This window comes from Micromonospora nigra, from assembly GCF_900091585.1.
GTDB lineage: Bacteria > Actinomycetota > Actinomycetes > Mycobacteriales > Micromonosporaceae > Micromonospora > Micromonospora nigra.
Genome location: NZ_FMHT01000003.1, coordinates 5,796,336 through 5,823,295, shown reverse-complemented (window position 1 = coordinate 5,823,295; position 26,960 = coordinate 5,796,336). Strand labels below are relative to the sequence as shown.

Here is a 26,960-nt window from a genome sequence, read left to right as displayed (position 1 = left end):
TGACGGTCCGCTCAGCCGCCGCTGCCCGACGGTGCCGGCGCGGGTGACCCGCCGGCCACCGCGCTCGGCTGCGGCGCAAGGCTCGGGCTGGGCCGCAGCCCTGCCGGTACCGGCAGGGCGCTGCCCTTGGCGAACTCCTCCCAGCTCACGTTCCACGCCGTCCAGCCGTTGCCCTCGTCCAGCTCGACCTCCGTGCCCTTGACGGTGACCAGGTCCCCGACCTGGGTGATCTTCATCAGCCAGTCCGCGGCGGCGGCGGAGAGGTTGGTGCAGCCGTGGGACACGTTGGTGCTGCCCTGGTCGCCTTCGGACCACGGGGCGCCGTGGATGAACTCGCCGCCCCAGGTGAGGCGCTGGGCGTCCTCGACGTCGACGACGTAGCCCCCGTTCGGCTCGCCCCGGGTGTCGAACGTGGTGAAGTCGCGCTTCTCCATGATCACCATCTTGCCGCTGGACGTCGGTGTGCTCGGCTTGCCGAGGCTCACCGGGATCCTGCGGACCACCGTGCCGTCCTGGATCACCGACATCTGCTTGGTCGCGTTGTCGATCTCCAGCGCGACCTGCCGGCCGATGGTGGAGGTGGCCCTGCGGTCGGCGTCACCGACCGCGTCCTTGCCGATGGGCAGCCCAGCCAGCCCCGCCCGCACGCTGATTCTCGTCCCCGGTCGCCAGAAGTCCGGGGCCCGGTAGTAGACCTGACTGCCGTCGGACACCCACGACCAGGTGCCCGGCTGCGGCGGATCCGTCCGCACGAACAACCGTCGTTGCACATCCGCCCTGGCTTCCTTCGGAATGGGCGGGTCGAATGCGACCGTCACCGGCATCGCCGTGCCGTACGTGCGGTCGCCGGCGAAGTACAAAGTGCTCGTTACCGCCGGCCTGGTCGATTTCGGCTGGGTGGTGAACGTCGTTTTCCGGGTGGTGGTGGCACCGGAGTCGGCGGTGGCGGTCACCTCGGCGGTGTAGGAGCGCCTCGGCTCCAACGTCGAGCGGGGCACCCAGCCGGAACCGTCCTCCCGGGGCTCCACCTCGACGGCCGCGCCCCTGTCGTCGACGACCCGTACGGCGGTCACCCGCCCGTTGCGCACCCTGGTCCCGACCTCCGTGGTGAGCGGCACGTCCCGGGCCCGGTCGGTGGGCGTGACGACCAGTTCCAGCGGTGCCGTCCGCTCCGGCGCCGCCCGCTCTCCCGGTTCCCGGTCGGCGGTGCACCCGCCCAGCGCCAGGGGCGTCGCCGCGACGGTCACCGCCAGCAGCGCCAATCGCCGCCTCCACTCCATGATCTGTCCCCCCGTTTTGTCACTCGTCCCTTCGCCACATTGTCGCGAGTCCGGCTCGACTATTGCCCCGTTCGCGGAACAACCCGGGGAGAACAGGACCGCTGTTGACCTGAAACAGGTCAATGGCGAATCACGTCCCCGGCGACCGGATGGCCACGTTCGGCGGTCGACGTCCGGTTCGCCGGCCGTACGGTGCCCTCCCGGCCCCCCCGGGAAGGCGACGCCCCGGCACCGGGTGGGTGCCGGGGCGTCGCGCGGGACCCTCAGACGGTGGCGATCAGCAGGGCGGGCTGTTCCACGCAGTCGGCGACGTGCCGCAGGAACCCGCCGGCCACCCCACCGTCGCAGACCCGGTGGTCGAACGTGAGGCTGAGTTGGGTCACCTTGCGCACCGCGAGCTGACCGTCGACCACCCACGGCTTGTCCACGATCCGGCCCACCCCGAGCAGCGCCGCCTCGGGGTGGTTGATGATCGGGGTGGAGCCGTCGACACCGAACACCCCGTAGTTGTTCAGGGTGAAGGTGCCCCCGGTCAGCCGGGCCGGAGCGAGCGTGCCGGCCCGCGCGGCGGCTGTGGTGGCGGCCAGTTCGGCGGCCAGTTCGGTGGTGGTGAGCCGCTGGGCGTCCCGCAGCACCGGGACGACCAGGCCCCGGTCGGTCTGTGCGGCGATGCCCAGGTGCACCCCGGCGGACTGCACGATCCGCTGCCCCTCGGTGTCGACCCGGGCGTTGAGCTGCGGGAACCGGCGTAGGCCCGACAGGCAGATCCGGGCGAGCAGGGCGAGCAGGCCGACGGGCTGGTCGGGCCGGGCCGCGTTGATCGCCGCGCGGGTCTCCAGCAGGCCGGTGGCGTCCACGTCGACCCAGATGGTCACCTCGGGGATCTCCCGCCGGCTGCGGGACAACTTGTCGGCGATCGCCTTGCGGATTCCGGTCAGCGGGACGATCACGTCGCCGCCGGTGGGGTCCTGCGGCTGCGCCCCGGGCAGCGCGGTGCCGTTGTCCGGGCTCGGGTCGGGTACGGCGCTCAGGCCCCGAGCGGTGTCCGGGGCCGGGGCGGTGCCGAGGGCCGCCTCCACGTCGGCGCGGCGGATCACCCCGCCGGGGCCGGTGCCGGCGAGGGTGGCCAGGTCGACGCCGTGCTCGCGGGCGAGCCGGCGCACGATCGGCGAGATGACCAGCGCCGCGCCGTCACCCGCTCGGGCGGGCGCGGCCGGACCGGGCGAGGACAACGCGGCCGGACCGGGCGAGGACGGCGCGACGGCGGGTGGGTCCGTCGCGGCGGATGTCGCGCCCGCGCCGGTCGGGGCGGGTAGCGGGGCCGTGCGGGTCGAGTCGTCGACCCCGGCGAGGCGGGGGCGGCGACGCCGCCGGCCGGCGCCGCCGTGGCCCGTGCCGTAGCCGATGAGGACGTTGCCGGAGCCGGCCCGCTCCTCCTCGCGGTACACCGCGTGTCCGGCCGGCTCGCCGCCCGCCGGCGACGACGCGGCGTCGAGCGGGGCCACGGTGATCAGCGGTTGACCCACCGGCCGCACCTCCCCCGCCGCGCCGTGCAGGGCGACGACCCGCCCGGCGTACGGGCAGGGCACGTCCACGACCGCCTTGGCGGTCTCCACCTCCACCACACTCTGGTCGACGGTGACGGTGTCCCCGACGGCGACCCGCCACTCGACGATCTCGGCCTCGGTCAGCCCCTCGCCGAGATCCGGCAGCAGGAACACCTGCTCGCTCATGCCGCCGCTCCCTCGGCCAGCCAACGCCCGTCGGGTTGGTCGTCCCACTGGAGTCGGGCCACGGTGTCCAGGACCCGGTCGACGCTCGGCAGGTGGGTGTGTTCCAGCATCGGGGCCGGGTAGGGGATGTCCAACCCGGACACCCGCAGCACCGGCGCGTGCAGGGCGTGGAAGCAGCGTTCCTGCACCCGGGCCGCGATCTCCGCGCCCACCCCGGCGAAGCCCTGCGCCTCCTGGACCACCACACAACGGCCGGTGCGTCGCACCGACTCCACGACGGTGGCGTCGTCGAACGGCACGATGGTGCGTATGTCGACGACCTCCAGGTCCCAGCCCTCCTCGCGGGCGGCCTCGGCGGCCTCCAGCGCGACCGGGACCGCCGGCCCGTACGCGACCAGGGTGGCGTCGCGTCCCGGCCGGCGGACCACCGCCCGGCCGAAGGGCTCCGTGCGCGCCGGCAGGGACGCCTCGGCGCTGGTGAAGTAGAGCTTCTTGGGCTCCATGAAGATCACCGGGTCGGGGTCGTCGATGGCCTCCCGCAGCAACGAGTACGCGTCGTCCACCGTCGCCGGGGTGACGACCTTCAGGCCGGGGGTGTGCGCGTAGTACGCCTCGGACGAGTCGCAGTGGTGTTCGACGCCGCCGATGCCGCCGGCGTACGGGACCCGGATGACCATGGGCACGCTCAGCGCGCCACGGGTGCGGTTGCGCAGTTTCGCCACGTGCGAGGCGATCTGCTCGAAGGCCGGGTACGCGAACGCGTCGAACTGCATCTCGACCACCGGGCGCAGGCCCGACATGGCCAGCCCGACGGCGAAGCCGACGATGCCGGCCTCGGCGAGGGGGGTGTCGAAGCAGCGCTTGTCGCCGAAGCGGGCCTGCAACCCGTCGGTGATCCGGAAGACCCCGCCGAGCTGCCCGACGTCCTCGCCGAAGACGACGACCCGCTCGTCGTCGAGCAGGGCGTCGGCGAGCGCGGCGTTGAGGGCTTTCGCCATCGTCATGGTGGCCATCAGGCGTCTCCCTGCTCGTCGCCGGCGGCGACCAACTCGGCGCGGACCTGCGCCCGTTGCTCGACCAGTTGCGGGGTGGGTTCGGCGTAGACGTGGTCGAACAGGCTCAGCGGGTCGACCGTCGGCTGGCTGTTCATCCGCTCGCGCAGCGCGGCGGCGTACGCCTCGGCCTCCTCGGCGATCTCCGCGACGGCGGCGTCGTCGAGCACGCCGAGCCCCCGCAGGTAGGTCTCCAGCCGGGCGACGGGATCGCGGTCGCGCCAGGCCTCGACCTCGTCGGCGTCGCGGTAGCGGGTGGCGTCGTCGGCGTTGGTGTGCGGTTCCATCCGGTAGGTGTGCGCCTCGACCAGGAAGGGACCGTGGCCGGCGCGGGCGTGTGCGACGGCGCGGGTGAGCACGGCGAGCACCGCCACCGGGTCGTTGCCGTCGACCTGTTCGCTGGGTACGCCGTACCCGACGCCCTTGTACGCCAGCGACGGGGCGGCGGTCTGTCGGGACAGCGGGACGCTGATGGCGTACTTGTTGTTCTGCACGAAGAAGACGACGGGGGCCTTGAACACGGCGGCGAAGTTGACCCCCTCGTGGAAGTCGCCCTCGCTGGTGGCACCGTCGCCGATGAAGGCCAGCGCGACGGTGTCGCGCCCCTGGTACGACTCGCCGTAGGCCAGGCCGGCGGCGTGCACGCACTGGGTCGCCAGAGGGGTGCACTGCGGGGCGGTGCGCCGGGCGGCGGGGTCGTACCCGCAGTGCCAGTCGCCGCGCAGCAGGGTGAGCACCTCGACGGGGTCGATGCCCCGCGCGGTCAGCGCCATCGACTCGCGGTAGGTGGGGAACACCCAGTCGTCGTCGCGCAGGGCGAGCACCCCGCCGACCTGGCACGCCTCCTGGCCGCGCGAGGAGGGGTAGACGGCGAGGCGACCCTGTTTGGTCAGGGCGGTGGCCTGGGCGTCGAAGCGCCGGCCGACGATCATGCGCCGGTACATCTCGCGCAGCGCCTCGCCGGGCGGCTCGGGGTAGTCGGCGCGGGCCGGCAGCGGGGTGCCGTCCGGGTTCAGCAGCCGCACCGGCTCCGCCTGCGGCAGCAGGCCGGCGGACTGGTCGGGGGTGGCCGGGGTGGCCGGTCGGCGCTTCCGCGGGGATGCCCTGCGGACTGCCGGGGGTGTGGTCGTCACGGCGGGACCTCCTGGACGTGTGGTGGACCTATGCTCCTGCCGTTGGATGATTGACTCAAGATGCCCGGTGAACGCGGGATGAATGGCACGGAAGGAGGGCTGGGATGAGCCAGGAGGCCGGCGCGGAGCAGGGCAGGCCGGGGGGAACGGGACGATCGGTCGCCACCCTCGACGAGGTGGACCGGCGCATCCTCGACGAACTGGCCCACGACGGGCGGATGTCCGTGCGGACCCTCGCCGAGCGGGTGCACGTCTCACGTACCAACGCGTACGCGCGGGTGGAGCGGCTGCTGCGCGACGGCGTCATCACCGGGTTCGCGGCGCGGGTGGCCCCGGAGCCGGCCGGGCTGGGCACCTCGGCGTACATCGCGCTGACCATTCAGCAGAACAGCTGGCGGGAGGTCTCGGCGGAGCTGGCCCGGGTGCGCTACGTCGAACACGTGGCGCTGCTCAGCGGCGAACACGACGTGCTCGCGCTGGTCCGGGCACCCGACAACGCCACCCTGCGCGACGTGGTGCTGGACCGGGTGCAGAACATCGCCGGGGTGCTCTCGACGCGCAGCTGGCTGGTCTTCGAGGAGTTCGCCGGCACCCGCAGCCCGTGGGAGTGAGGCGTCAGCGCTCGGGCGGGGCGGCCAGGCCCGCACGGTCGGCCAGTTCCAGCAGCGGCTCCAGCGAGAAGCGGCGGTCGTCGAGGCCGGCGTGCGGGTCGCCGCGCTCGGCGAACCGGGCCGGCATCGTGGTGACGTCGAAGTCCGTCGGCCGGGCGTCGTCCAGCTCCGACCAGTCCAGCGGGGCGGAGACCAGGGCTGCGGGCGTCGGGCGGATCGAGTACGCCGACGTCATCGTGTGGTCGCGGGCCATCTGGTTGTAGTCGACGAAGACCGGCCGGTCCCGCTGGTCCCGCCACCAGGTGGTGGTGACCAGGTCGGGGCGGCGGCGCTGCATCTCGCGGCCCAGCGCCAGCACGGCGCGTCGACAGTCGCCGAAGCTCCACCGCGGCTCGATCGACAGGTAGACGTGCAGGCCCCGGCCGCCGGTGGTCTTCGGGTGGCCGACCAGGCCCAGTTCGTCGAGGAACGCCCGCACCTCGTGGGCCACCGGCACCACCTGCGCGAAGTCGACACCCGGCATCGGGTCGAGGTCGATGCGCAGCTGATCGGGCCGCTCCACGTCGTCCTTCGTCACGGGCCAGGGGTGGAAGCGCAGGGTGCCCAGGTTGGCCGCCCAGGCCACCACGGCCAACTCTCCCGGGGCGACCTCGTCGGCCGTGCGTCCGCTGGGGAAGGTGATGTGCGCGGTTCCCACCCAGTCGGGCGCGCCCGCCGGCACCCGCTTCTGGTAGAACGCGTCACCCCGGTTGTCCTGCCGGGTGCCGATCGTCGCGCCCTCGAAGACGCCGCGCGGCCACCGTTCCAGCATCGTCGGCCGGTTCCGCAGGGCACGCAGTATGCCGTCGCCGACGGACAGGAAGTAGTCGACCACGTCCCGCTTGGTCAGCCCCCGCTCCGGAAAGTACGGCTTGTCGGGGTTGGAGACGCGGACCAGCCGCTGCCCCACCCGGATCTCCTCGGCCGGCGTCGCCACGCCCACACGGTATCGGGCGGGCCGTCGCGGCGGGCGGTTGTCGCGCGGCCAGCCGCAACCCGCCGACACGGCGGTGGGTTGCGGCCCGTTCGGGCCACGCCGACACGGCGGATGGTTACGGCCCGTCCGGGTTACGCCGGCACCGGGTGTGCCCGGTCCTGCGGGGGCGCACCCGGCGGCGGTCCGGCGAGGACTACCCACCCCTCGTGGTGCGGGGTCAGTGACGCTCGCCCTGTAGGCGCGCCATCAGCATCTCCTTGCCCTGTGCGCCCGCCTTGCGGTTGTTCTCCTGGATCTTGCGGAACCAGGTGGCGAGTTCGCTGTCGCCCCGGGCCTCCGCGTCCGCGATGTACGTCTCCAGCTGCCAGATGTGCTGCAACGACATCTGCACCGCGTGGATGAGGTCGTAGTTCTTGTCCTTCACCGGACTGACCGGCTCCTTGACCATGGTGGCCACGGCACACCTCCAGACGTTGGTTGTCGAGCCCGACCCGTCTACCCCGGCAAGCCGTCGGCACACGTCGCCCGCGTCCACTCCCCGGGGTCGCGCAGGTCGGCCAGGGATCGACGACACGCCAGACCCCGATCAGGCAAAACAGCCGGAACGCACCCGAGGTCCGATATCTTCCTGGGCGGATCGTCACCCCCCGTGTGATCAATAGGTGCAGCGAGTGACGGACACAGCCATCCGACCGACGGCGAGCCCGCGCGTCAGGTTCCGCGGGGACGTCGAGGGCCTGCGCGCGGTCGCCGTGGCCCTGGTGCTCGTCGGCCATGCCAGCCAACAACTGCTCCCCGGCGGCTTCGTCGGCGTCGACGTCTTCTTCGTCATCTCCGGGTTCCTCATCACCGGCCTGCTGGTGACCGAACTGGAACGCACCGGGAAGATCTCGCTCGTCGACTTCTACGCCCGCCGCGCCCGGCGGCTGCTCCCGGCGGCCGGGCTCGTGCTCGTGGCCACCCTGGCCCTCACCTTCGCCTTCCTGCCCCGCACCCGCTGGTCGTCCACCGGCTGGGACGTGGTCTTCAGCGGCTTGTACGCGATGAACTGGCGCCTGGCGGAACAGTCCGTGGACTATCTGGCGGCCAACCGCGCGCCCAGCATGCTGCAGCACTTCTGGTCCCTCGCCGTCGAGGAGCAGTTCTACCTGTTGTGGCCGCTGCTGCTGGTGGGCGCAGCCTGGTTCGCCCGCCACCGGCTCCGGACCGGGCACCTGGTGGCCGCGCTCGCCCTGGTCGCGGTCCCCTCTCTGGCCTGGCCGGTCTGGCTGACCGGGGACAACCCCGCCCGCGCCTACTTCGTCACCACCACCCGCCTGTGGGAGCTGGCCCCGACGTCCATCTGGTGGACCTGAACGACGCGATCTGCCCCCGCGACCGGTGCGCGCCGGTCATCGGCGGGGCCGCCGAGTTTGACGCCCGGTGAGTCGCGCGCGTGCTCGTCTACCGCGACACCAACCACATCACCGCCACCTACGCCGGGACGCTCGCACCACGGCTGGGCCACGCCCTGGACCCCCTGGTCTGATCCCGCAGCGGGATCTCCGGCACCCGCGCACCGCGGCCGGCGCGGCTGCGACCGCCGGCTTCAGGCGGGCAGGATCCGCCGCGGGGCCGGGGGCCCGCCCCGCGGCCGCCACTCCCGCGGGTAGCCCACCGAGACCTCCTCGAAGCGCACGCCGTCGTGCCGGGTGGTGCGCGGGATGTGCAGGTGGCCGTACACGGCGACGGCGGCGTCGTAGCGGCGGTGCCAGTCGGCGGTGGCCTCGGTGCCGCACCACTGGGCGAAGATCGGGTAGCGCAGCACCCGGGTCGGTTCACGCACCAGCGGGAAGTGGTTCACCAGCACGGTGGGCATGCCGGGCGGCCGGTCCGCGAGCCGGCGGGCCGTCGCCTCGACGCGCGCCGCGCACCAGGCCGACCTGCTGGGGTACGGGTCGGGGTGCAGCAGGAACTCGTCGGTGCACACGACCCCGGTCCGGTACGCCTCGGCGAGCGCCGCCTCGACGGTGTCCAGGCCGTCGGGGCGCCAACTGTGGTCGTACAGCAGGAACAGCGGCGCGACGAGCACCGGGCCGCCGGGGCCCCGCCAGACCGGGTACGGGTCCTCCGGGGTCAGCACACCGAGCCGCCGGCACATGGCCACGAGATACTCGTAGCGGGCCACGCCGCGCAGGTCGACCGGGTCGGCCGGCGGGGTCCACAGTTCGTGGTTGCCGGGCGCCCACACCACGGTGTCGAACCGCCGGGCGAGCAGCCCGAGGGCCCATTCGACGTCGGCCACCGTGTCGCCGACGTCGCCGGCCACCAGCAGCCAGTCGCCCGGCGCGGTGGGCCGCAGGCCCTCGACCACCTCCCGGTTGCCCGAGTGACCGACGTGCAGGTCGCTGATGGCGAGCAGGCTCCCGTCGCCGCCTCCGCCACTGACCATGCGTCGATCTTACGGACACCCGGCGTCGACGGCGAGGGGTGCCCGGGGACGGCGTGCGGATGGGCACGGACGGAGGCGGTAGGATCAGCACGGGCCGTGACTGGCGCGTGGGGATGGAGCACCATCGGGAAGCGGTCCCGTCGCAAGGACGCACGCCGAGCGCCTGGGCCTTCCGAACGTCTCCTGGAGGTTCCATGCCGTCGCCGAATGCCGAATCCACCGCTTTCCGCAGTGCTCTCGAGGTCATCCGGGCCGTCGAACCACGGGTGGCCGACGCCATCGGCGCCGAGCTGGCCGACCAGCGGGAGTCGCTCAAACTGATCGCCAGCGAGAACTACGCCTCCCCGGCGACGCTGCTGGCGATGGGCAACTGGTTCAGCGACAAGTACGCCGAGGGCACGGTCGGCCGTCGCTTCTACGCCGGCTGTCAGAACGTCGACACGGTCGAGGCCCTCGCCGCCGAACACGCCCGGGAGCTGTTCGGCGCGGCGCACGCCTACGTGCAGCCGCACTCGGGCATCGACGCCAACCTGGTCGCCTTCTGGGCGGTCCTGGCCGACCGGGTGGAGGCACCGGCGCTGAAGCGGGCCCAGGCCCGGCACGTCAACGACCTCACCGAGGCGGACTGGTTCGCGCTGCGCCGGGAGTTGGGCAACCAGCGGATGCTGGGCATGTCGCTGGACGCGGGCGGCCACCTGACCCACGGCTTCCGGCCGAACATCTCGGGCAAGATGTTCGACCAGCGCAGCTACGGCACCGACCCGGCCACCGGCCTGGTCGACTACGACAAGGTCGCCGAGGCGGCGCGCGAGTTCAAGCCGCTGGTCCTCGTCGCCGGCTACTCGGCGTACCCGCGCAAGGTCAACTTCCGGATCATGCGCGAGATCGCCGACTCCGTCGGAGCCACGTTCATGGTCGACATGGCACACTTCGCCGGCCTCGTCGCCGGCAAGGTCTTCACCGGCGACTTCGACCCGGTGCCGCACGCGCACATCGTCACCACCACCACCCACAAGTCGCTGCGCGGCCCGCGCGGCGGCATGGTGCTGTGCGGGCCGGAACTGGCCGACCAGGTCGACCGGGGCTGCCCGATGGTCCTCGGTGGCCCACTGCCGCACGTGATGGCCGCCAAGGCCGTCGCGCTGGCCGAGGCCCGCCGTCCCGACTTCGCCGACTACGCCCGGCGCATCGTCGCCAACGCGCAGGCACTCGCCGAGGGGCTGGCCCGGCGGGGCGCGACCCTGGTCACCGGCGGCACCGACAACCACCTGGTGCTCATCGACGTGTCCGGCTACGGCCTGACCGGCCGGCAGGCCGAGCAGGCGCTGCTCGACTCGGGCATCGTCACCAACCGCAACTCCGTCCCGCAGGACCCGAACGGCGCCTGGTACACCTCCGGCATCCGCATCGGCACGCCGGCGCTGACCAGCCGGGGCCTCGGCACAGCCGAAATGGACGCCACGGCCGAGCTGATCCACACCGTGCTGAGCCAGACCACGGCCGGCGCGAACCCGGACGGCACCGCCTCCAAGGCGAAGTACGTGCTCGACCCGGCCCTCGCCGACAAGATCAGCCGGCAGGCCACCGAACTGCTGGCCGGTTTCCCGCTGTATCCCCACGTCGACCTGGGCTGACCCACCGCCGTCCCGGCCTGAGACGATGCTCGACGCGGTGTGCGGCATGTCGGGGTATCCGGTCACCCGGATACCCCGACATGCCGCAACCGCGCCGCCGCCGCGGCGGTCACCGGCCGGACTCAGGCCAGCGGGCGCTTCAGGTGGTAGCGGTGCACCTCGGTGCTGCCCTGCACGTTGTTCACGTCCTCCGCGGCGGAGACCAGTTCCCAGCCATCCCGGCCGGCCCGGTTGAGGTGCGCGATCGCGGTGTCGCCGTACGCCGTGATGTCCTTCCGGGAACCGTCCGGGCCGTACCAGACGAACGACACGTGGAAATTGCGGCCCTGCCCCTGGTAGCGGCGGACCAGCAGGGCGTACTCCCAGGCAACCATGTCGCCCATTATGACCGTCCACCCAGGACCACGGCAGCCCGGCCGTCGCAGTTTGCGTCGTGGTGAACGCGCTGGGTCAGTCCGTACGCATGGTCCGCAGGTTCCGCGCGGCGGCCGGGTCGGCACAGCCGGCCAGGGTGAGGGCGTCGCGCAACTCGTCGGCGAGGATCGACAACGCCCGTCCGGCACCGGCGCGGCCACCGGCGGCGAGACCCCACAGCAGCGGCCGGCCGAGCAGGACGCCGCTCGCGCCGAGGGCCAACGCCCGCAGCACGTCGGTGCCGGACCGGACACCGCTGTCGAGCAGGACCTCGCACCGGTCGCCGACGCCCGCCACCACCTCGGGCAGCACGGCGGCGCTGGCCGGGGCCCCGTCGAGCTGCCGGCCGCCGTGGTTGGACACCACCACCGCGTCCGCGCCCACCCCGACGGCCTCGACCGCGTCACGGGGATCGAGCACCCCCTTGACGACCAGCGGCAGGTCGGTCCGCCCGCGCAGCCAGTCGAGGTCCGACCAGCGCAGCGCCGGGGCGAAGGCCGACGCGGTGGCGACCGGGGTGACGCCGGGGGCACCGCCGTGGGCGAGGTCGCCGCGCCCGCCGCGCAGGTTCGCGGCGGTCACCCCGGCCGGCAGGCGGAACGCGTTGCGCAGGTCGCGCAGGCGGCGGCCGAGCAGGGGCACGTCGACGGTGACCACCAGGGCCCGGCATCCGGCGGCGCCGACCCGGTCCAGCAGGTCGACGACGAGACCCCGGTCGCGCAGCCAGTAGAGTTGGAACCAGACCTCGGCGCCGGTCGCGGCCACCTGCTCCACGGCGGTGCTGGCCAGGGTGCTGGCCACGTAGGGCACGCCCGCGTCCCGCGCCGCCGTGGCCAGCGCCCACTCACCGTCGGGGTGCACCAGCCGTTGGTAGGCCATCGGCGCGACCGCCACCGGCAGCGCGGACGGTCGGCCCAGCAGTTCCACCCGCAGGTCGGGGGTGTGCACCCCACGCAGCATCCGGGGCAGCACCGCCACCCGGTCCAGGGCGGCCCGGTTGGCCCGCAGGGTGACCTCGGCGCCGCTGCCGCCCTCGACGTAGTCCCAGACGTCGGCGGGCAGCACGGCGCGGGCCCGCTCGGCCAGATCGGCCAGGCAGGCGGCCGGCGGGTCGGTCGGCATGCGGCCCCTTCTCGGGTACGCCGGGATGGCGGATGCGCCCGGACCGTATCGGGGTCGAGGACGGGCGTCAATCCACCCGGCCACCGGTCGCCACCGTGACGGTGGGTCGAATCGCCGGGCCCCGGTGCTCCTCGGCTCTCCCGGCCCGCACGGTCGGTCGCGTATCGTCACGTCGTGGCCACCTTCGACGACGTGCGTCGCATCGTGCTCGGGCTGCCGGAGACCGACGAGCGCCCGTCCTACGGCGGGTTGCCGGCCTGGACGGTGCGGGGCAAGGCGTTCGTCTGGGAGCGGCCCCTGCGCCGCAACGAGATCGACGAGCTGGGTCCGGCCGCGCCCGACGGCCCGGTGCTCGGGGTGCGGGTGGCGGACCTGGGCGTCAAGGAGGCCCTGCTCGCCGACGACCCGGCGGTCTACCTCACCACGGCGCACTTCGACGGCTACCCGGCGGTGCTGGTGCGGCTCGACCGCGTCGACGTCGCCGAACTGGCCGAGCTGGTGGTGGAGGCGTGGTACGCCCGCGCACCCAAGCGACTGGCCGCCGCGTGGGACTCGAACCGGCCGTCCCCGTGACCGTCACGCCGGAGGTGGCGTCTGGGCGTGCACGTGGAAACGCAACGACCGGGCGTCGGTGAAGCACTCCCGCATCGGCCGCACCAGATCCCGGTGCTCGGGGCTGCGCTCCCACGCCTCGAAGTCGGCCAGGCTGGCCCACTCGCTGGTGATCAACCACTGCTCCGGATCGGTCGACGAGCGACACACCTGGTCGACCAGGTGGCCGGGCACCCCGTCCGCGACCAGATGCCGCACCTGCTCGTACGCGCGCAGGAAGTCGTCGGTGCGCTCCTGTCGCACGCGGACCAGGAAGACCACGCGGGCCCGCCGTTGTGCCGTCATCACCACCCCTGTCCCGCCGGCGGCGCACCGCGCAACACCAGCGCACTGTTGAACCCGTCGAAGCCCCGTGCGCAGACCAGCGCGATCCGTTCCCGGGGTCGCCGGCACTCACGTAGGAAGTCCAGCTCACAGCCGGGAGCCACCTCGTCGGGGCCGACGGAGGCGGGCAGCGTGTCGTGGGCGAAGGCGAGCAACGCCGTGGCCACGTCCAGCGCCGCGCCGCCCTGGTGCGCCCGCCCGGTCAGCGGTTTGTGCGTGCTCACCGGCGGTGGCCGGTCGCCGAAGACGGCGCGCAGCGCCCGCGCCTCGGCCAGGTCGTGTCGGGGCACCCCGAGCGCGTCGGGCAGCACCAGGTCCACCTGTGCCGGGTCCACCGTGGCCCGGTCGAGCGCCAGCCGCATGGCGCGGGCGTACTGCACCGGGTCACCGCCGTGATCCGCTCCGGTGTGGACGGCGTCGTGGGTGGCACCCCAGCCGGCGACCTCACCGTAGATGCGGGCCCCCCGGGCCAGGGCGTGACCGTACTCCTCCACCACGAACACGGCACCGCCCTCGGCGGGCAGGTAACCGCTGGCGGCGGCGTCGAACGGCCGGTACGCCCGCGGGTCGGCGACGTCGCTGAGCAGCCCGGAGCGGAGCTGACAGGCCAGCGCGTACGGGCTCAGCGGGCACTCGGTCGCCCCGGCGACGACCACGGGGGTGCCCCGACGGACGGTGCGCACGGCATGGGCGAGGCTGTCCAGCCCACCGGCGGACTCGGCGACGAGCACCCCGCAGGGGCCCTTGAACTGGTGGCGGATGGACAGTTGGCCGACGCTGGCCGCGTAGAACCAGGCGATCGACTGGTACGCCCCGACGGTGCGCGACGGCGACGACCACAGGCGTTGCAGTTCCCGCTGCCCGAACAGGTTGCCGCCGGACGAGCTGGCCAGGGTGACCGCCCAGGCGTACGGGTCGGGCGCCTGCTCGGGCAGGCCGGCGTCGGCCAGGGCGAGCCGGGTGGCGGCGAAGCCGAGGTGGGTCCACCGGTCGGTCTGCACGAGGGCCCGGTTGTCGGCGTACCCGGCCGGGTCGAAGTCGGGCACCTCCCCGCCGAGTCGGGTGGGGTAGCCGGTGGCGTCGAACAGGGTGAGCGGGCCGACGCGGTAGTTGCCGGCGGTCAGGGTGCGCCAGTGCACGTCGGCGCCGATCCCGCTGGGCGCGACGACGCCGATGCCGGTGACCACGGCGCGGGCGGTGGACGGTCGCGCGGCGGGGGCGACAGTCGCCGGGCCGGGTGTGGCGGGCTGGCCGGCGGGGCTCACGCGGCGGCCTGCCGGGGCAGGCGACGGAACAGCATCGCGGACTGGAAGCCGCCGAAGCCGCTGCCCACCGACAGGGCGACGTCCACGGGCAGGTCCCTCGCCTCGTTGGGCACGTAGTCCAGGTCGCATTCGGGGTCGCGGGTGGCCCAGTTGGCCGTGGGGGGCACCACGCCGTACTCGACGGCCAGGGCGCAGGCGGCCATCTCGATCGCGCCGATCGCGCCCAGCGAGTGCCCCACCATCGACTTGATCGAACTGATCGGCACCTGGTACGCCGACTGCCCGAGCGCCCGCTTGAAGGCCGCCGTCTCGTGCCGGTCGTTCTGCCGGGTACCGGATCCGTGGGCGCTGATGTAGGACACCGCGGCCGGGTCCAGCCGGGCCTGCCGCAGCGTGTCGGCGATGGCCAACCCCAGCTCGATCCCGTCGGGGCGCAGGCCGGTCATGTGGAAACCGTTGCTGCGCCCGGCGTACCCGGCGACCTCGCAGTAGACGTGCGCGCCCCGGCGGCGGGCGTGTTCGGCCTCCTCCAACACGAGCACCGCCGCGCCCTCGGCGAGGACGAACCCGTGCCGGTCGGCGTCGAACGGGCGGGACGCGTGCGCCGGATCGTCGTTGTCCGGGCTGGTGGCCCTGATGGCGTCGAACGAGGCGACCGTCACCGGGGAGATGGGTGAGTCAGCCGCCCCGGCGAGCACGACGTCGGCCTCGCCGTCGGCGACGAGCTGGTGGGCGTAGCCGACGGCGTCGATGCCGGAGGTGCAGCCGGTGGACACCACCTGCGCGGGGCCGTGCAGGCCGTGCCGGCAGGCCACGTCGGCGGCCAGGCTGCTGGGCACCAGCGCCTGGTACAGGTACGGGCCACCGAGGGCGGCGTCGACCAGCCAGTGTCGACCGGAGTCGCTGACCCGGACGTACTCCTGTTCCAGGGCCATCGTGCCGCCGACGGCGGTGCCGAGTACCACGCCGGCCCGGTCGCGCAGCTCGTCGGTGAGGTCGAGGCCGCTGTCGGCGAGGGCCTCGGCGGCGCAGGCCAGCGCGAACTGCACGTACCGGTCGGCGCGTTGCCGCTCGGCCGGGCTGAGTCCGGCGGCGTCGGGGTCGAAGTCGCACTCGGCGGCGATCTGGGAGCGGAACGGCGACGGGTCGAAGAAGGTGATCCGGCGGGTGGCGGTGCGCCCCTCGGTGATCGTCTTCCAGAACCGGTCGCGGGTGACACCGCCGGGGGCGACCACCCCGACGCCGGTGACCACGGTCCGGCGGCCGGTCACGACCCGTCCCGCTGGTCGACCAGTTCGGTGTCGACGTGGCCGAGTTCGGGGCGGGGGGCCAGCGGTCCGAGGTGGAAGACGACCTCGGCGGGCTCGTCGCCGGTGTTGCGCAGTCGGTGCCGCACGTTGCGGGCCACGAACAGCGCCTCCCCGGCGGCGAGGGGCACAGGCTCGTCGTCGAGGTCGACGGTGACGGTGCCGCGTACGACGTAGAGGAACTCCTCACTGTAGGGGTGGTAGTGCTCGGCGATGCGCTCCCCCGGCGCCATGGTCGCCACGCCCATGAAGCCGGAGGTGCTGCCGACGGTGCGGGGACCCAGCAGGACGCGCAGCTCGCCCCCGCGGCGGCGGTCGGCCGGGACGTCCCGGGCGGCCACCAGTGTCAGGTCACTCATCGTCGCCTCCCGTCGGGAATGTGGCCGTCGGCTCCGGGTCGTCGGACCGGCCTCTGCGGGCCAGCCGTTCGATGCGGTCCCGGATGATGGCCAACTGCACCACGCTGTTGGTGTTGATCCGCTCGGCCATGCCGGCGTTGTCGACCGGTGCGGTGGGCTTCATCGCGAAGTCCTGCACCCAGGTCATCCGGGTGCCGTCGGGTTCCTCGGTGTAGGTCCAGTGGATGTTCATGTACTCGAACGGCCCGGTCTCCACCCGGCGGGCCCGCACCTGTCGGGTGGCCGGATCGGGGGTGCGTTCGCTGACCCAGCTCCAGGCCACCCCGTTCTCGTCGGGGTGCATGGTGAGCCGGAACCGCACGGTGTCGCCGTCGCGGGCGAGGATCTCGGCGTTGGCGTACTCGGTGAAGAGGTCGGGCCAGCCGGCGACGTCGTTGGTGACCTCCCAGACCAGCGGCAGCGGCGCGGCGATGACGACGCTGTTCTCGGTGTGGCCGGGCGGATCGACGCGGCGGGCGACCATCCCGGCGACGGCGGGGATGCTGAGCTGCCCGGCCTGTTCGGGGAGGGTGACCTGCCACCGGTCGGCGAGCACGGCGGACAGCTCCAGCAGGGCGAGGGAGTCCATCCCCAGCTCCTCCAGGGAGGCGGCCGGCGCGCGGGCCGCGGCGTCGGGGTCCAGGCCGCAGTTGGTCACCAGGATGGCGGTGATCTCGGCGGCGAGCGGGCGGCCGTCGGTGACGGTCATCGGGTCCTCCTCGGTGGTACGACGGACGGTTCGGCGAGCAGCCGGTCGACCAGGCCGGTCGAGTAGCGGCCCTTGCGGAAGGCGGCGTCGTCGAGCACCCGCCGGACGAAGGGGATGGTGGTACGCACCCCCGGCCCGGTGATCTCGAACTCGTTCAGGGCGCGTTCGAGGCGGTTGAGGGCCAGCTCCCGGTCGGGCGCCCAGACGGCGACCTTGGCGAGCAGGGAGTCGTACCAGGGCCCGACGGTGTAGCCGGCGTGGCCGTGGGTGTCGACGCGGGTGAACGGGCCGCCGGGCGGGACGAAACGGTCGAGCCGGCCGGGGGTCGGGGCGAAGTCCCGATCGGGGTCCTCCACGTTGACCCGGCACTCGACGGCCACCCCGTGCAGGCGGACGTCCTCCTGGCGCCAGCGCAGGGCGGTGCCGGCGGCGACGTGCAGCTGCTCGTGCACGATGTCGATCCCGGTGATCATCTCGGTGACGGGGTGCTCCACCTGGATCCGGCAGTTGATCTCCAGGAAGTGGAACCGCTCCTCGGCGTCGACCAGGAACTCCATGGTGCCGGCGCCGGTGAAGCCGACGGCGAGCGCACCCCGCAGCGCGGCGGCGGCTACGGCGTCCAGGGTGGCGGTGGTCAACGACGGGGCCGGCGCCTCCTCGACCAGCTTCTGGTGGCGGCGCTGCACCGAACAGTCCCGGGTGCCCAGGTGCACCCCGTTGCCGTGGCCGTCGCAGAGCAGCTGCACCTCGACGTGACGGGCCTCGGTCAGGTACCGCTCGACGTACACCCGGTCGTCGCCGAAGGCGGCCTGCGCGACGGCGCGGGTGCGCGCGTACGCCCGGGACAGGTCGGCCGGCGAGTGGACCACCGTCATCCCGCGCCCACCGCCGCCCGCGGCGGCCTTCACGATGACCGGGTAGCCGACGGCGGCGGCCACCTCGGCGGCCTCGGCCGCGCTGGGCACCGCGGCGACCGCCCCCGGGGGCAGCGGCAGGCCGGCCCGGCGCATCAGCGCCCGCGCCGAGGACTTGTCGGCCAACGCGGACATCACCTCCGGCGGCGGGCCGACGAAGGTGAGCCCGTTGTCGACGCAGATCTCGGCGAAGTCGGCGTTCTCGGAGAGGAAGCCGTATCCGGGGTGCACCGCCTGCGCGCCGACCATGCGGGCCGCCTCGATGACGGCGGCGGCGTCGAGGTAGCTGCGCCGGCTGGCCGCAGGGCCGATGCGGACGGTCTCGTCGGCCAGCCGCACCGCCGCCGAGTCGGCGTCGGCGGCGGAGTACACGACGGCGGTGCGGATGCCCAGTTCCCGGCAGGCCCGCAGCACCCGCAACGCGATCTCGCCCCGGTTGGCGATCAGCACCTTCTCGAACATCGACCCGCCTCCTCAGGCCGGATCCAGGGCGAGCAGCGGCTGGTCGTACTCGACGGGCTGACCGTCGACGGCCAGCACCTCGGCCACCCGGCCGGCCCGCTCGGCGGTGACCTCGTTCATCAGCTTCATCGCCTCGACGATGCCGACGACCTGCCCCGGGCGGACCCGGTCACCGACGGCCACGTACGGCGCGGCGCCGGGCTCCGGGGCGCAGTGGAAGGTGCCGACCATCGGGGCCCGCACGACCGCCCGGGTGGGCGGCTCGGCCCGCCCGGGACCCGGCGGCAGGTCCTGTTCGGAACCCGGCGGCACGCCGGTGGGTGACGCGGCCACCGGGCCGACGGACGGCACGGGTGGCGGGGGCGACGGTCTCGGCCCCGCCGGGTCGTACCACTGCACCTCCAGTTCCGTCACCCCGCTGCGCAGCCGGATCCGGCGCACCGGCCGGCCGAGTTCGGTGACGAGCTGGCGCACCTGCCGGTGCAGGTCACCCAGCACCGCGACCACGTCGGCGGGCACCGCGCCGACGTCGGTGGGCGGCACGTCGGTGGGCACCGCGCCGACGTCGGTGGGCGGCACGTCGGCCGTTGGCGTGGCGACCGGATCCGCGACGGGTGCGGCGACCGGCGACCCGCCCGGGGCACCGGTCGCGCCGGTGTCGGCGACGGGAGCGGGCGGCGGATCGGCAGGCGGCGGATCGGCCGGCTTCGTGGGCCTGCTCGTTGCGGGAGTGGGCGGTACCGGGCGGGTCGGTGGTGTCCCGGGGACAGGCCGGGCGGGGGGCCACCCGGCGGGCGCGGGCCGGGTCGGGCCGTCCTGGACGGCGGGCCCGGCCGGTGCGGGTGCGGGGCGGGGCCGCACCGGCGGCGGAACGGCCGGGCGCAGTGGCGCGGGCTGGTGCGTCCCGACGTCGGTCCCGGTCGCCGGAGTTCCGGCGGGGACGGACCCGCCGCTCACCGGGAACCCGCCCGGATGCCGGAGCGGGCAGCGCCGAAGCGTCGGAACCGCTGCCGGCGGCGACGCACCAGCGACGGGGTGGGCACGTCCAGCAGCGGCAGCAGGTTCGCCGACACCGCCTCGCGGACCGCGTGTGCCGTGGCCTGCGGATCGTGGTGGGCGGCGGGCCGCGGCTCGGGGACGATCTCGTCGATGATGCCGAGGCGGTGCAGGTCCGGCGCGGTCAGCCGCAGCGCCCGCGCGGCCTGCGCGGTGGCGGCGCGTCCCGGCCACAGAATCGCCGCGCAGCCCTCGGGGCTGATCACCGAGTAGACGGCGTGCTGGAGCATGAGCACCCGGTCGGCGACGGCCAGGGCGAGCGCCCCGCCGCTGCCACCCTCGCCGGTGACCACCGCGACGACCGGGGTGGGCAGGACGCTGAGTGCCAGGATGTTCTCCGCGATGGCGGCGGCCTGCCCCTGCTGCTCGGCGTCCACTCCGGGATCCGCGCCGGGCGTGTCCACCAGGGTAACCACGGGCAGTCCGAGCCGGGCGGCGAGCCGCATCAGCCGCAGCGCCTTGCGGTGCCCGGCGGGGCTGGCCATGCCGAAGTTCCGGGCGGCCAGTTCCGCGCTGTCGTGTCCCTTCTGGTGGCCGACCACCACCACGTGCCGGCCGTCGAGCCGGGCTAGGCCGCCGACCACGGCGGGGCAGTCTCGACCGAGGCGGTCGCCGTGCAGCTCCACGAATCCGTCGAACGCGGTCTCCAGATAGTCCAGCGTGGTGGGTCGGCCGGGATGCCGGGCCAGACGCACGGTCTCCCAGGCGTCGGCGGGGCGGGTGGGGGCCGGGTGGGATCCGTCGTCCGCCCGCGCCGGGCGCGATGCCGGATCCCGCGCGGGTACGCCGGGCCGCGTACCGGGCCGGCGGCCCGCCGCCGCGGCGGCCAGCAGCGCCGCGATCCGGCCCCGCAGGGCGTGCCGCGGCGTCACCATGTCGACCTGGCCGTACCGCAGCAGGAAGTGGGCGGTCTGGAAGCCCTCGGGCAGGGACCGGCCGGTGACCTGCCGGATGACCCGGGGGCCGGCGAAGCCCATCCGGGCACCGCTCTCGGCGATCAGCACGTCGGTGTTGGTGGCGAAGGACGCCGCCACTCCCCCGTACGTGGGGTCGGTGAGGACGCTGACGGTGAGCAGTCCGGCCTCGCGCAGCCCGGCGACGGCCTGGCTGACGGTGGCCATCTGCATCAGTGCCAGCGCACCCTCCTGCATCCGGGCCCCGCCGGAGGCGGTGACCAGGACCAGGGGGACACCGGCGTCGAGGGCCCGCTCGGCGGTGCGGACGATCAGCTCTCCGACGGCGCAGCCGAGGCTGCCGCCGAGGAACCGGAAGTCCATCACGGCGAGGGCGCAGCGGTGCCGGCCGATGGTGGCGGTGCCGCACAGCACCGCCTCGGCGAGGCCGGTGGCGGCCCGGGCGGCGCTGAGCCGGTGCGGGTACGGCAGCTCGTCGACGAAGACGATCGGGTCGACCTGCACCGCCCGGTCGGGCAGCGCGGTGAACGAGTCGGGGTCGACGAGCTGACGCAGCCGTTCCGGCGCGGCCAGCCGGGCGTGCCGTCCACACTCGGGGCACACGTCGAGGTTGCGGCGCAGCCGTTTGCGGTACAGGAGGGTGGCACAGCCCGCGCAGCGGGACCAGAGCTGGTCTCCGGTCGGTGTGGTGGCGGTCACGACGGCCGCCCGACGGGGCTGGCGTCGAAGCGGTAGAAGCAGTGCGCCATGGCGTCCCGGGGGGTCCGCCAGGTCGGCAGGTAGGGCGAGATGTGGGGGCGCAGGCGTTCGCTGACCCGGATGAACTCGGGGTGGTCCCGGACGGCCTCCACCGCGCCGTCGCCGGGCGTCCCGGTCTCGATCAGGTGCACGTAGAGGTCGTGCAGCCGGTAGAGCGAGCGGTGCCGGACGCCCACCAGGTGGGGCAGCTCGCCGCGGTCGGACTCGGCGAAGATGTCGGCGATCGCGGTCTCGGCGGTGGGCACCACCTTCGCGACGATCAACGTACGGTCCATGCCTGGGCCTCCCCCCACCGTGCGCCGGTGCCGGTGCCGGTGCCGGTGACGACGGCACCGGGTGCGCCGGACGACTGCCCGACACGATGCGGACGCCGCCGTCACCCGGGCGTCACGGAACCCGCTCACCCACTTGACATGCTGGTGACGGTGCGTTGATGCCACCTGTGCAGTGGTGGTCCACAGCAACGGCGTGATGCGGCAAGCAGTTAACGTTGTTGCAGTTCAGAGCCGTTCTCGCGGATCCACGCTGGAGTTGGACCACGGACACCGAGGTTGACTCAGCGTAACGGTAATTGATAATCTTCGTCGCGGTCAGTCCGGCGGCCCGGGCCGAGCCGGGCGCATCGGGGTCGACGTCGACCCGGACGCGCGGCGGGAGCGAGTCGACAGTGGCGTCGCGGCGACCGTGCCGGGGACACCGCACGGATCCGGTTGTCTTCCCAGGGGGTGCCGCGTGGCCGCTGATCCACCGCTGTCGACCACCGGGCCCCGTCCCGTCGAGGTCCGGTTGCACCTGCTCGGCGGCTTCCGCCTCACGCACGACGACCAACCGGTCGTCGTGCCCCGGGGGTTGCAGCGGGTCATCGCCCTGATCGGGTTGCGACCCGGCGCCACCCGCAGCCACCTGGCCGGGCTGCTCTGGCCGGACGCCGCGGAGGACCGCGCCCTGTCGTCGCTGCGTACCGCGCTGTGGCGGTTGCGCCAGGACCCCTGCTGCCCGCTCACCACCACAACGGACACGGTGCGCCTCGACCCCGCGGTCGGGGTGGACGTGGACGACCTTGTCGACACCGCCGTGCGGGTACGCGAGGGGCAGGACCCGCACGGTGCGACGGCCGCCCTGGACGCCGGCCGGCACGACCTGCTGCCCGGCTGGTACGACGACTGGGTCCTCGCCGACCGGGAACGCCTGCGCCAACTGCGGCTGCACATGCTCGAACAGGTCGCCGGCCAGTACCTCGCGGCCGGCCGGCACGGCGAGGCACTCGACGCGGCGCTGGAGGCGATGGCCGCCGAGCCGTTGCGCGAGACCCCGCACCGGCTGGTGGTGCGCATCCACCTCGCGGAGGGCAACGCCTTCGAGGCGGTGCATGCCTACTACGTCTACCGCGACCTGCTGTTGCGGGAGCTGCGGCTGGAACCGTCGCCGGCGATGAGCGCCCTGCTCGACGACACGCTCGCGCCGATCCGCCGCGCCACCCGGACCACCGACGTCGCCCGCCACGGCCCGGCCGCCCGTACCGCGCCACGTCGCTGAGCGGCGTCACCGCGCCCGCGCCACGTCGCTGAGCGGCGTCACCGCACCCGGACACCGCGTTGACGGGCAGGTGACAGTGCCCGGGGCAGGGTGGTCGGCACAGCAGTCCGTGGCCCGCGACCCGACGGCGTGGCCACCGGCGAGAGGGGTCCGATGAGTCGTCTAGTGATCGTCAGCAGGATCATCCCCGGTGCGGAGGGGCGTGTGGCGCAGATCTTCGCCGAGTCCGACGCGACCGAGCTGCCCGGCCTGACCGGGGTCCGCCACCGGTCCCTGTACTGCCTGCACGACCTGCTGGTCCACGTCATGGAGACCGCGAACGTCGAGGCCGACGCCCTGGCCGCGGCCCGCGACCACCCGCTCTACCGACAGGTCAACGACCGGTTGTCCGCGCACACCTCGCCGTACCTGCCGACCTGGCGCTCGCCGCGCGACGCGATCGCCGGTTGCTTCTACACCTGGGACGCCGCCGAGGTGCCGGCGCCCCGGGCCGCCGGGTGAGGCGGGCGTGACGATGACCGGCGAACGCCCCCACGTCCTGATCGTCGGCGCGGGCACCGGCGGGCTGTGCCTGGCCCAGGGGCTGCGGCGGGCAGGGATCAGCGTGGCCGTTTACGAGCGCTACCGCACCCGTGCGGACGGCCTGCTGGGCTACCGGGTCGGCATCGGCCCGACCGGCAGCCGGGCGCTGCGTGACTGCCTGCCGCCGGACCTGTTCGACCTCTTCCTGGTCACCTGCGCCCGCGCGCCCCGCTGGTTCACGGTCATCAGCCAGCGGCTGCGCGAGACCGCGTCGTTCGAACTGCGTCCGGACACCGACCCGGTGAACACCGAACGCTCGGTGGCCCGGATGACGCTGCGCCAGGTCCTGCTCACCGGCATGGAGGACGTGGTGCACTTCGGCCGCACCTTCACCCGGTACGACCAGCACGCCGACGGGACCGTCACCGCGCACTTCGCCGACGGCGGCACCGCCACCGGTGACCTGCTCGTCGCGGCCGACGGTACGCACTCCGCCGTACGCCGCCAGTACCTGCCCCACGCGGTGATCCGCGACGCCGGCACCATCAACATCGCCACCCGCGTGCCGCTGACCGCGCACACCCGCGACCTGCTGCCGCCCCGCGTACGACAGGGCATCTCGCTGATCTTCGGCACCGCCGGGATGATGGGGGTGCTGCACGTGATGGAGTTCAAGTGGGACGCCGACGGCAGGCTGAAGCCCGGCCTCGCCGACTCGGACGCCGAGTTGCTGCGGCGGTGGCCGGGGCTGCGTCACGACAACACCCGGGACAACATCAACCTCGTCGTCTGGAGCACCGCCCGCCGGTTCCCTTCCGACGTCATGCGGCGCCGCGGCGAGGACCTCCTCCGGGTCGCCGCAGACCTGACCCGCACCTGGCATCCGCACCTGCGCGAGCTGCTGGCCCGCGCCGACCCGGCCAGCGCCCTGCCGATCCGGGTGTCGACCTCGGAGCCGGTGCCACCGTGGAAGAGCAGCACGGTCACCCTGCTCGGCGATGCCATCCACACCATGACACCGGGCCGGGGCGTCGGTGCCAACACCGCGCTGAGGGATGCGAACCTGCTACGCCGGCAGCTGATCCGGGCCGCCGCCGGGGAGAAGACGCTCGTGCAGGCGGTGGCCGACTACGAGGCGGAGATGGTGCCGTACGGCTTCGCCCGTGTCGCGGACTCGCTCTCCCGCAGCGGCACCAGCGGCGACGACCGGATGTACCGGCCGGTCTTCGGTCGGCTGGCCCTGCTGGGCGCGCGGGGCTACTTCCGGGTCACCAGCCGGGTGCCACCGCTGCGCCGCAAGTTCGTCGACGACTTCTACACCTACCGGGGCGAGGAGAACTGAGCCACCCGACCACCGACCCCGGCGCGGACGCGCCGGGGTCGGTGGCGTCACCCCGTCCGTGCTCCGCCGGGGGCTGCCGTCCGGCAGTCGGCCGGCGTCGTGCGAGGTCGACCGGGAACGGGGGCTGCGGCGGGTGCCCGTCCGGTCGCGACCGTCCGTCGCCCGGCCGACACCCCCGGTTGACGGCGTCCCACCAGCGCGGCGGTCGGGCGGTCCTGTCTGTCGTCACGGTTGCCGGTGTGCGAAGCTGCGGCGAGCTTTTCTCGCGACTTTTCCGACGTGACCTTGTGGGAGGTTTGCTGTGGCGTGGTCTTTCGGGCACTGGCTGATACTCATCGTGGCTCTGGTGGCGGGCCTGGCGGCCGGCTGGCTGCTGCGTGGCCGGCGGGACGTGCCGGCCGCCCGGCCCATCGTGGAGGGTGACCCGGTCGCCGCCGTGCTGGACGAGCCGCCACCCGCCGCCACCGTGGGGAGCGGACAGCCGAAGGCGACCGTCGACCCGGCACCGGTCGCGGCTGTGGATCCCGCCCCGACGGCGGGGGTGCTCGCCGACGAGGTCCGCACGGACCAGGGTGCGACCGACACCGACCGGCGGACCACCGACCTCTCCGGCCCGGAGCCGACCACCGACGGGCGGACCACCGGCGACTCCGCGCCGGTACCGGCCGCCGAGCCGGCCGCACCGGAACTGTCCGCCCCGGAGCCCGCCGCCGAACCGGCCGCACCGCAACCGGCCGCCACGGAACCGGCCACCGAACCGGCCGCACCGGAGCGTCTCGCCGCGCCGGCCGCTACCGTGGCGGCGCAGCACCGCACCGTCGAGGAACCGGCCCCGGCCGTCGACCCGACCGAGTCGGCCACGGAGACCGTCACCTCGCCGGTCGCCGCCGCACCGGTCGCCGTACCCGCTCAGGCAGCTCCGGCACAGGCGGCTGGGACGCAGGCCACCGACGACTTCCGACGGATCCAGGGCGTCGGGCCGAAGATGGCCGCCGCCCTGCACGACGCGGGCATCCGGACGTACGCGCAGCTCGCCGAGCTGGACGAGGCCGCGCTGCGGGACACCGTCCGCGCCGCCGGACTGCGCGCCACCGCCAGCCTGGCCACCTGGCCGCAGCAGGCCAAGGTGTTGGCGGCCGGCTCCGGGGCCGCCGCCCTGCCCACCTCCGCCGACGCCTGACCCGCCCTCCCACCCCGTGCCCGCCCCGGCGGTCGTGCGGTCGATGAGCGAAGCCCGGTCAAGCGGAGCCCGCTCAGCCGCCTGATCGACGCCGGAGGGCACGGGGTGGGGCCGGTGCCGCTGGCGGGTCTGCTGGCCGGCCGGGTGGCGTCCCGGGGCCGCGGTCACGGCCCGGTACCAGCCTAAGCCGGCCCGCTGCCGCCGCGCCCCGGCGACGGCAACGCCGAGGACCGGACCGGTCAGACCAGCTCGGCGGCGTACGACCGCGACCGTAGCCGGGTGCCGGCACCCACGCCGAGGCGTACCTGGAGACCGAGCGGCGCGGCGGCCCGGCGCACCTGGTCGACGTGCAGCGAGCCGTGCCGCTCGACGGTGAGCACCGGCGGATCCTCCGGGTCGCCGGCCGGCGCGTGGAACGCCAGCACCGTCACCGACATCGGCAGGTGCCCGGGGTAGGCCGCCCGCGCCGCGGCCTCGTCGGGATGCGCGAGCAGGACGAGGTCGGCGAGCCCCGCGAGGTCGGCGAGCACGCCCTCAGCCTTCCAGTGCGCCGGCTCGTCGACCGCGCCGGTGCGGTGCCGGGACCGGTTGGCCGAGGTGATGTGCAGGTGGTCCGCACCGGTCTCGGCGAGCGCGCGGGCCAGGAACAGGTTCGACGGGCAGGCCGGCCCGGGTGCGATCACCTGCACGGTGCGCACCGCGCCGTCGAGGCGGGTGAGGTGGTCGGGCAGCCCGGCGGCGGCCGGGCCACGGAAACCGAAGGGGCCGGCGGCGTAGAGGATGTCCATCAGGTGACGCACCCGCCGGACGGGCAGCCGGCGCGGAACCTGTGCCCAGTCGTACAGGGCGGCGATCCGGGCGGGCACGGTCGTCACGCTGCCGACCTGGCCGGCCGGCCGGCCCTTGGCCAGGTTGACCCGACGCACGGTGGCCGGGTCGGGGCGCGTCACGAGCGCGTACATGTTCCCGAAGCCGGTCGCCACGACCGCCCCGGCGGCCAGCGCGCGGGCCGCGACGGCGACGTCGTCGGGACGATCGCCGTACAGCGGCGGTGTCCGGGCGTCCATGCTTCCTCCTCGAACCGTGCCCTGTCGCAGTTGTACGCCCGCGCGGCGCGCCGGTCAGCCCCTGGGTCGCCGATCCGATAGCCCGCCGCCCGGTTCCGCACCCGCACGAGATCCGGGCCGACGAGTCCCGCGTCGATGAACCCCCGGCCCGACTGCGGCACCGTTAGCCGTTTGGCGTGACTGGGTACAACGCCTGCACCTCGAAAC

General features: G+C 74.1%; 27 protein-coding genes and 1 riboswitch. Of the genes, 8 read left to right on the top strand and 19 right to left on the bottom strand.

Translation table 11 applies throughout. The features are described 5' to 3' along the window. Nucleotides 1–11: 11 nt before the first annotated feature. The 4 genes from GA0070616_RS25525 to pdhA all read right to left on the bottom strand — a co-directional run bounded on the left by GA0070616_RS25525 (nt 12) and on the right by pdhA (nt 5,198). On the bottom strand, nt 12–1,280 hold the full coding sequence (locus GA0070616_RS25525; RefSeq protein WP_091088538.1) for a L,D-transpeptidase: 1,269 nt from the start codon (nt 1,278–1,280) through the stop codon (nt 12–14). 263 nt (nt 1,281–1,543) lie between these two features. Beyond that, on the bottom strand, nt 1,544–3,013 hold the full coding sequence (locus GA0070616_RS25520) for a dihydrolipoamide acetyltransferase family protein (protein ID WP_091088534.1): 1,470 nt from the start codon (nt 3,011–3,013) through the stop codon (nt 1,544–1,546). Then, nucleotides 3,010–4,026: an alpha-ketoacid dehydrogenase subunit beta gene (locus tag GA0070616_RS25515; RefSeq protein WP_091088531.1), complete on the bottom strand. Its 1,017-nt coding sequence runs from the start codon at nt 4,024–4,026 to the stop codon at nt 3,010–3,012. The genes GA0070616_RS25520 and GA0070616_RS25515 overlap by 4 nt, the downstream gene beginning before the upstream one ends. Further along, nucleotides 4,026–5,198, bottom strand: coding sequence for a pyruvate dehydrogenase (acetyl-transferring) E1 component subunit alpha (gene pdhA, locus GA0070616_RS25510; protein ID WP_091088527.1), 1,173 nt, complete (start codon nt 5,196–5,198; stop codon nt 4,026–4,028). The genes GA0070616_RS25515 and pdhA overlap by 1 nt, the downstream gene beginning before the upstream one ends. Before the next feature lie 104 nt (nt 5,199–5,302). On the opposite strand from pdhA, the gene GA0070616_RS25505 reads away from it, so the two are divergent. Further along, nucleotides 5,303–5,809: an Lrp/AsnC family transcriptional regulator gene (locus GA0070616_RS25505; protein ID WP_091088524.1), complete on the top strand. Its 507-nt coding sequence runs from the start codon at nt 5,303–5,305 to the stop codon at nt 5,807–5,809. A 4-nt stretch (nt 5,810–5,813) separates the two neighbouring features. Here the strand turns inward: GA0070616_RS25505 and GA0070616_RS25500 are convergent, their stop codons facing one another. Both GA0070616_RS25500 and GA0070616_RS25495 read right to left on the bottom strand, forming a co-directional pair. Beyond that, nucleotides 5,814–6,785: a DNA polymerase domain-containing protein gene (locus tag GA0070616_RS25500; protein WP_091091641.1), complete on the bottom strand. Its 972-nt coding sequence runs from the start codon at nt 6,783–6,785 to the stop codon at nt 5,814–5,816. Nucleotides 6,786–7,002: 217 nt separating this feature from the next. After that, complete coding sequence (locus tag GA0070616_RS25495; RefSeq protein ID WP_091091638.1) at nt 7,003–7,233, bottom strand: hypothetical protein; 231 nt, start codon at nt 7,231–7,233, stop codon at nt 7,003–7,005. Nucleotides 7,234–7,456: 223 nt separating this feature from the next. Here GA0070616_RS25495 and GA0070616_RS25490 point away from each other — a divergent pair, with 223 nt between their 5' ends. Further along, nucleotides 7,457–8,140 (top strand): acyltransferase family protein, encoded by a 684-nt coding sequence (locus GA0070616_RS25490; protein WP_175440203.1) that lies wholly within the window; start codon nt 7,457–7,459, stop codon nt 8,138–8,140. 233 nt (nt 8,141–8,373) lie between these two features. Here the strand turns inward: GA0070616_RS25490 and GA0070616_RS25485 are convergent, their stop codons facing one another. After that, nucleotides 8,374–9,216, bottom strand: coding sequence for a metallophosphoesterase family protein (locus GA0070616_RS25485; RefSeq protein WP_091088520.1), 843 nt, complete (start codon nt 9,214–9,216; stop codon nt 8,374–8,376). An 86-nt stretch (nt 9,217–9,302) separates the two neighbouring features. Next, nucleotides 9,303–9,392, top strand: a riboswitch (ZMP/ZTP riboswitch). Nucleotides 9,393–9,410: 18 nt separating this feature from the next. Between GA0070616_RS25485 and GA0070616_RS25480 the strand changes: the two genes are divergently transcribed. After that, nucleotides 9,411–10,850, top strand: a complete 1,440-nt coding sequence (locus GA0070616_RS25480) for a glycine hydroxymethyltransferase (protein WP_091088517.1) — start codon at nt 9,411–9,413, stop codon at nt 10,848–10,850. 122 nt (nt 10,851–10,972) lie between these two features. Here GA0070616_RS25480 and GA0070616_RS25475 read toward each other — a convergent pair whose 3' ends face one another. Both GA0070616_RS25475 and GA0070616_RS25470 read right to left on the bottom strand, forming a co-directional pair. Then, on the bottom strand, nt 10,973–11,233 hold the full coding sequence (locus GA0070616_RS25475) for a hypothetical protein (RefSeq protein WP_091088513.1): 261 nt from the start codon (nt 11,231–11,233) through the stop codon (nt 10,973–10,975). A 67-nt stretch (nt 11,234–11,300) separates the two neighbouring features. Then, nucleotides 11,301–12,386 carry an alpha-hydroxy acid oxidase gene (locus GA0070616_RS25470; protein WP_091088509.1) on the bottom strand — a complete coding sequence of 362 codons (1,086 nt, stop codon included), beginning with the start codon at nt 12,384–12,386 and terminating at the stop codon, nt 11,301–11,303. Nucleotides 12,387–12,560: 174 nt separating this feature from the next. Here GA0070616_RS25470 and GA0070616_RS25465 point away from each other — a divergent pair, with 174 nt between their 5' ends. Then, on the top strand, nt 12,561–12,959 hold the full coding sequence (locus GA0070616_RS25465) for an MmcQ/YjbR family DNA-binding protein (RefSeq protein ID WP_091088506.1): 399 nt from the start codon (nt 12,561–12,563) through the stop codon (nt 12,957–12,959). 3 nt (nt 12,960–12,962) lie between these two features. On the opposite strand, the gene GA0070616_RS25460 is transcribed toward GA0070616_RS25465, so the two are convergent. The 9 genes from GA0070616_RS25460 to GA0070616_RS25420 form a co-directional block, all read right to left on the bottom strand. After that, nucleotides 12,963–13,283 carry an antibiotic biosynthesis monooxygenase family protein gene (locus GA0070616_RS25460; RefSeq protein WP_091091631.1) on the bottom strand — a complete coding sequence of 107 codons (321 nt, stop codon included), beginning with the start codon at nt 13,281–13,283 and terminating at the stop codon, nt 12,963–12,965. Continuing rightward, the gene (locus GA0070616_RS25455) at nt 13,283–14,509 is read right to left on the bottom strand and encodes a beta-ketoacyl synthase N-terminal-like domain-containing protein (protein ID WP_175440303.1); all 1,227 of its coding nucleotides are present in this window, start codon (nt 14,507–14,509) and stop codon (nt 13,283–13,285) included. Before GA0070616_RS25455 ends, GA0070616_RS25460 begins: the two co-directional genes overlap by 1 nt. 74 nt (nt 14,510–14,583) lie before the next feature. Beyond that, nucleotides 14,584–15,858 (bottom strand): beta-ketoacyl-[acyl-carrier-protein] synthase family protein, encoded by a 1,275-nt coding sequence (locus GA0070616_RS25450; protein ID WP_091088500.1) that lies wholly within the window; start codon nt 15,856–15,858, stop codon nt 14,584–14,586. Further along, nucleotides 15,855–16,253, bottom strand: a complete 399-nt coding sequence (locus tag GA0070616_RS25445) for a cupin domain-containing protein (protein ID WP_091088496.1) — start codon at nt 16,251–16,253, stop codon at nt 15,855–15,857. Before GA0070616_RS25445 ends, GA0070616_RS25450 begins: the two co-directional genes overlap by 4 nt. After that, entirely contained in the window at nt 16,246–17,001 is a 756-nt protein-coding gene (locus tag GA0070616_RS25440; RefSeq protein ID WP_091088493.1) for an SRPBCC family protein, read from the bottom strand. Before GA0070616_RS25440 ends, GA0070616_RS25445 begins: the two co-directional genes overlap by 8 nt. Next, the gene (locus GA0070616_RS25435; protein WP_091088488.1) at nt 16,998–18,377 is read right to left on the bottom strand and encodes an acetyl-CoA carboxylase biotin carboxylase subunit; all 1,380 of its coding nucleotides are present in this window, start codon (nt 18,375–18,377) and stop codon (nt 16,998–17,000) included. The genes GA0070616_RS25440 and GA0070616_RS25435 overlap by 4 nt, the downstream gene beginning before the upstream one ends. Nucleotides 18,378–18,389: 12 nt before the next feature. Then, a complete protein-coding gene (locus tag GA0070616_RS25430) occupies nt 18,390–18,956 on the bottom strand; it encodes an acetyl-CoA carboxylase biotin carboxyl carrier protein (RefSeq protein WP_091088484.1) in 567 nt (188 codons plus the stop codon). Between the two features lie 374 nt (nt 18,957–19,330). Further along, nucleotides 19,331–21,046 (bottom strand): acetyl-CoA carboxylase carboxyltransferase subunit alpha, encoded by a 1,716-nt coding sequence (locus GA0070616_RS25425; protein ID WP_091088481.1) that lies wholly within the window; start codon nt 21,044–21,046, stop codon nt 19,331–19,333. Next, nucleotides 21,043–21,381, bottom strand: coding sequence for a TcmI family type II polyketide cyclase (locus GA0070616_RS25420; protein ID WP_091088477.1), 339 nt, complete (start codon nt 21,379–21,381; stop codon nt 21,043–21,045). Before GA0070616_RS25420 ends, GA0070616_RS25425 begins: the two co-directional genes overlap by 4 nt. Before the next feature lie 457 nt (nt 21,382–21,838). Here GA0070616_RS25420 and GA0070616_RS25415 point away from each other — a divergent pair, with 457 nt between their 5' ends. The 4 genes from GA0070616_RS25415 (at nt 21,839) to GA0070616_RS25400 (ending at nt 25,686) form a co-directional block, all read left to right on the top strand. Then, nucleotides 21,839–22,642 (top strand): AfsR/SARP family transcriptional regulator, encoded by an 804-nt coding sequence (locus GA0070616_RS25415; protein WP_091088473.1) that lies wholly within the window; start codon nt 21,839–21,841, stop codon nt 22,640–22,642. Between the two features lie 153 nt (nt 22,643–22,795). Beyond that, complete coding sequence (locus GA0070616_RS25410) at nt 22,796–23,143, top strand: TcmI family type II polyketide cyclase (protein WP_091091628.1); 348 nt, start codon at nt 22,796–22,798, stop codon at nt 23,141–23,143. Nucleotides 23,144–23,156: 13 nt separating this feature from the next. Next, nucleotides 23,157–24,506 carry an FAD-dependent oxidoreductase gene (locus GA0070616_RS25405; RefSeq protein ID WP_091091625.1) on the top strand — a complete coding sequence of 450 codons (1,350 nt, stop codon included), beginning with the start codon at nt 23,157–23,159 and terminating at the stop codon, nt 24,504–24,506. A 301-nt stretch (nt 24,507–24,807) separates the two neighbouring features. Continuing rightward, the gene (locus GA0070616_RS25400; RefSeq protein WP_091088470.1) at nt 24,808–25,686 is read left to right on the top strand and encodes a helix-hairpin-helix domain-containing protein; all 879 of its coding nucleotides are present in this window, start codon (nt 24,808–24,810) and stop codon (nt 25,684–25,686) included. A 239-nt stretch (nt 25,687–25,925) separates the two neighbouring features. Here the strand turns inward: GA0070616_RS25400 and GA0070616_RS25395 are convergent, their stop codons facing one another. Further along, nucleotides 25,926–26,753 carry a hypothetical protein gene (locus tag GA0070616_RS25395; protein ID WP_091088468.1) on the bottom strand — a complete coding sequence of 276 codons (828 nt, stop codon included), beginning with the start codon at nt 26,751–26,753 and terminating at the stop codon, nt 25,926–25,928. Nucleotides 26,754–26,960: the final 207 nt, after the last annotated feature.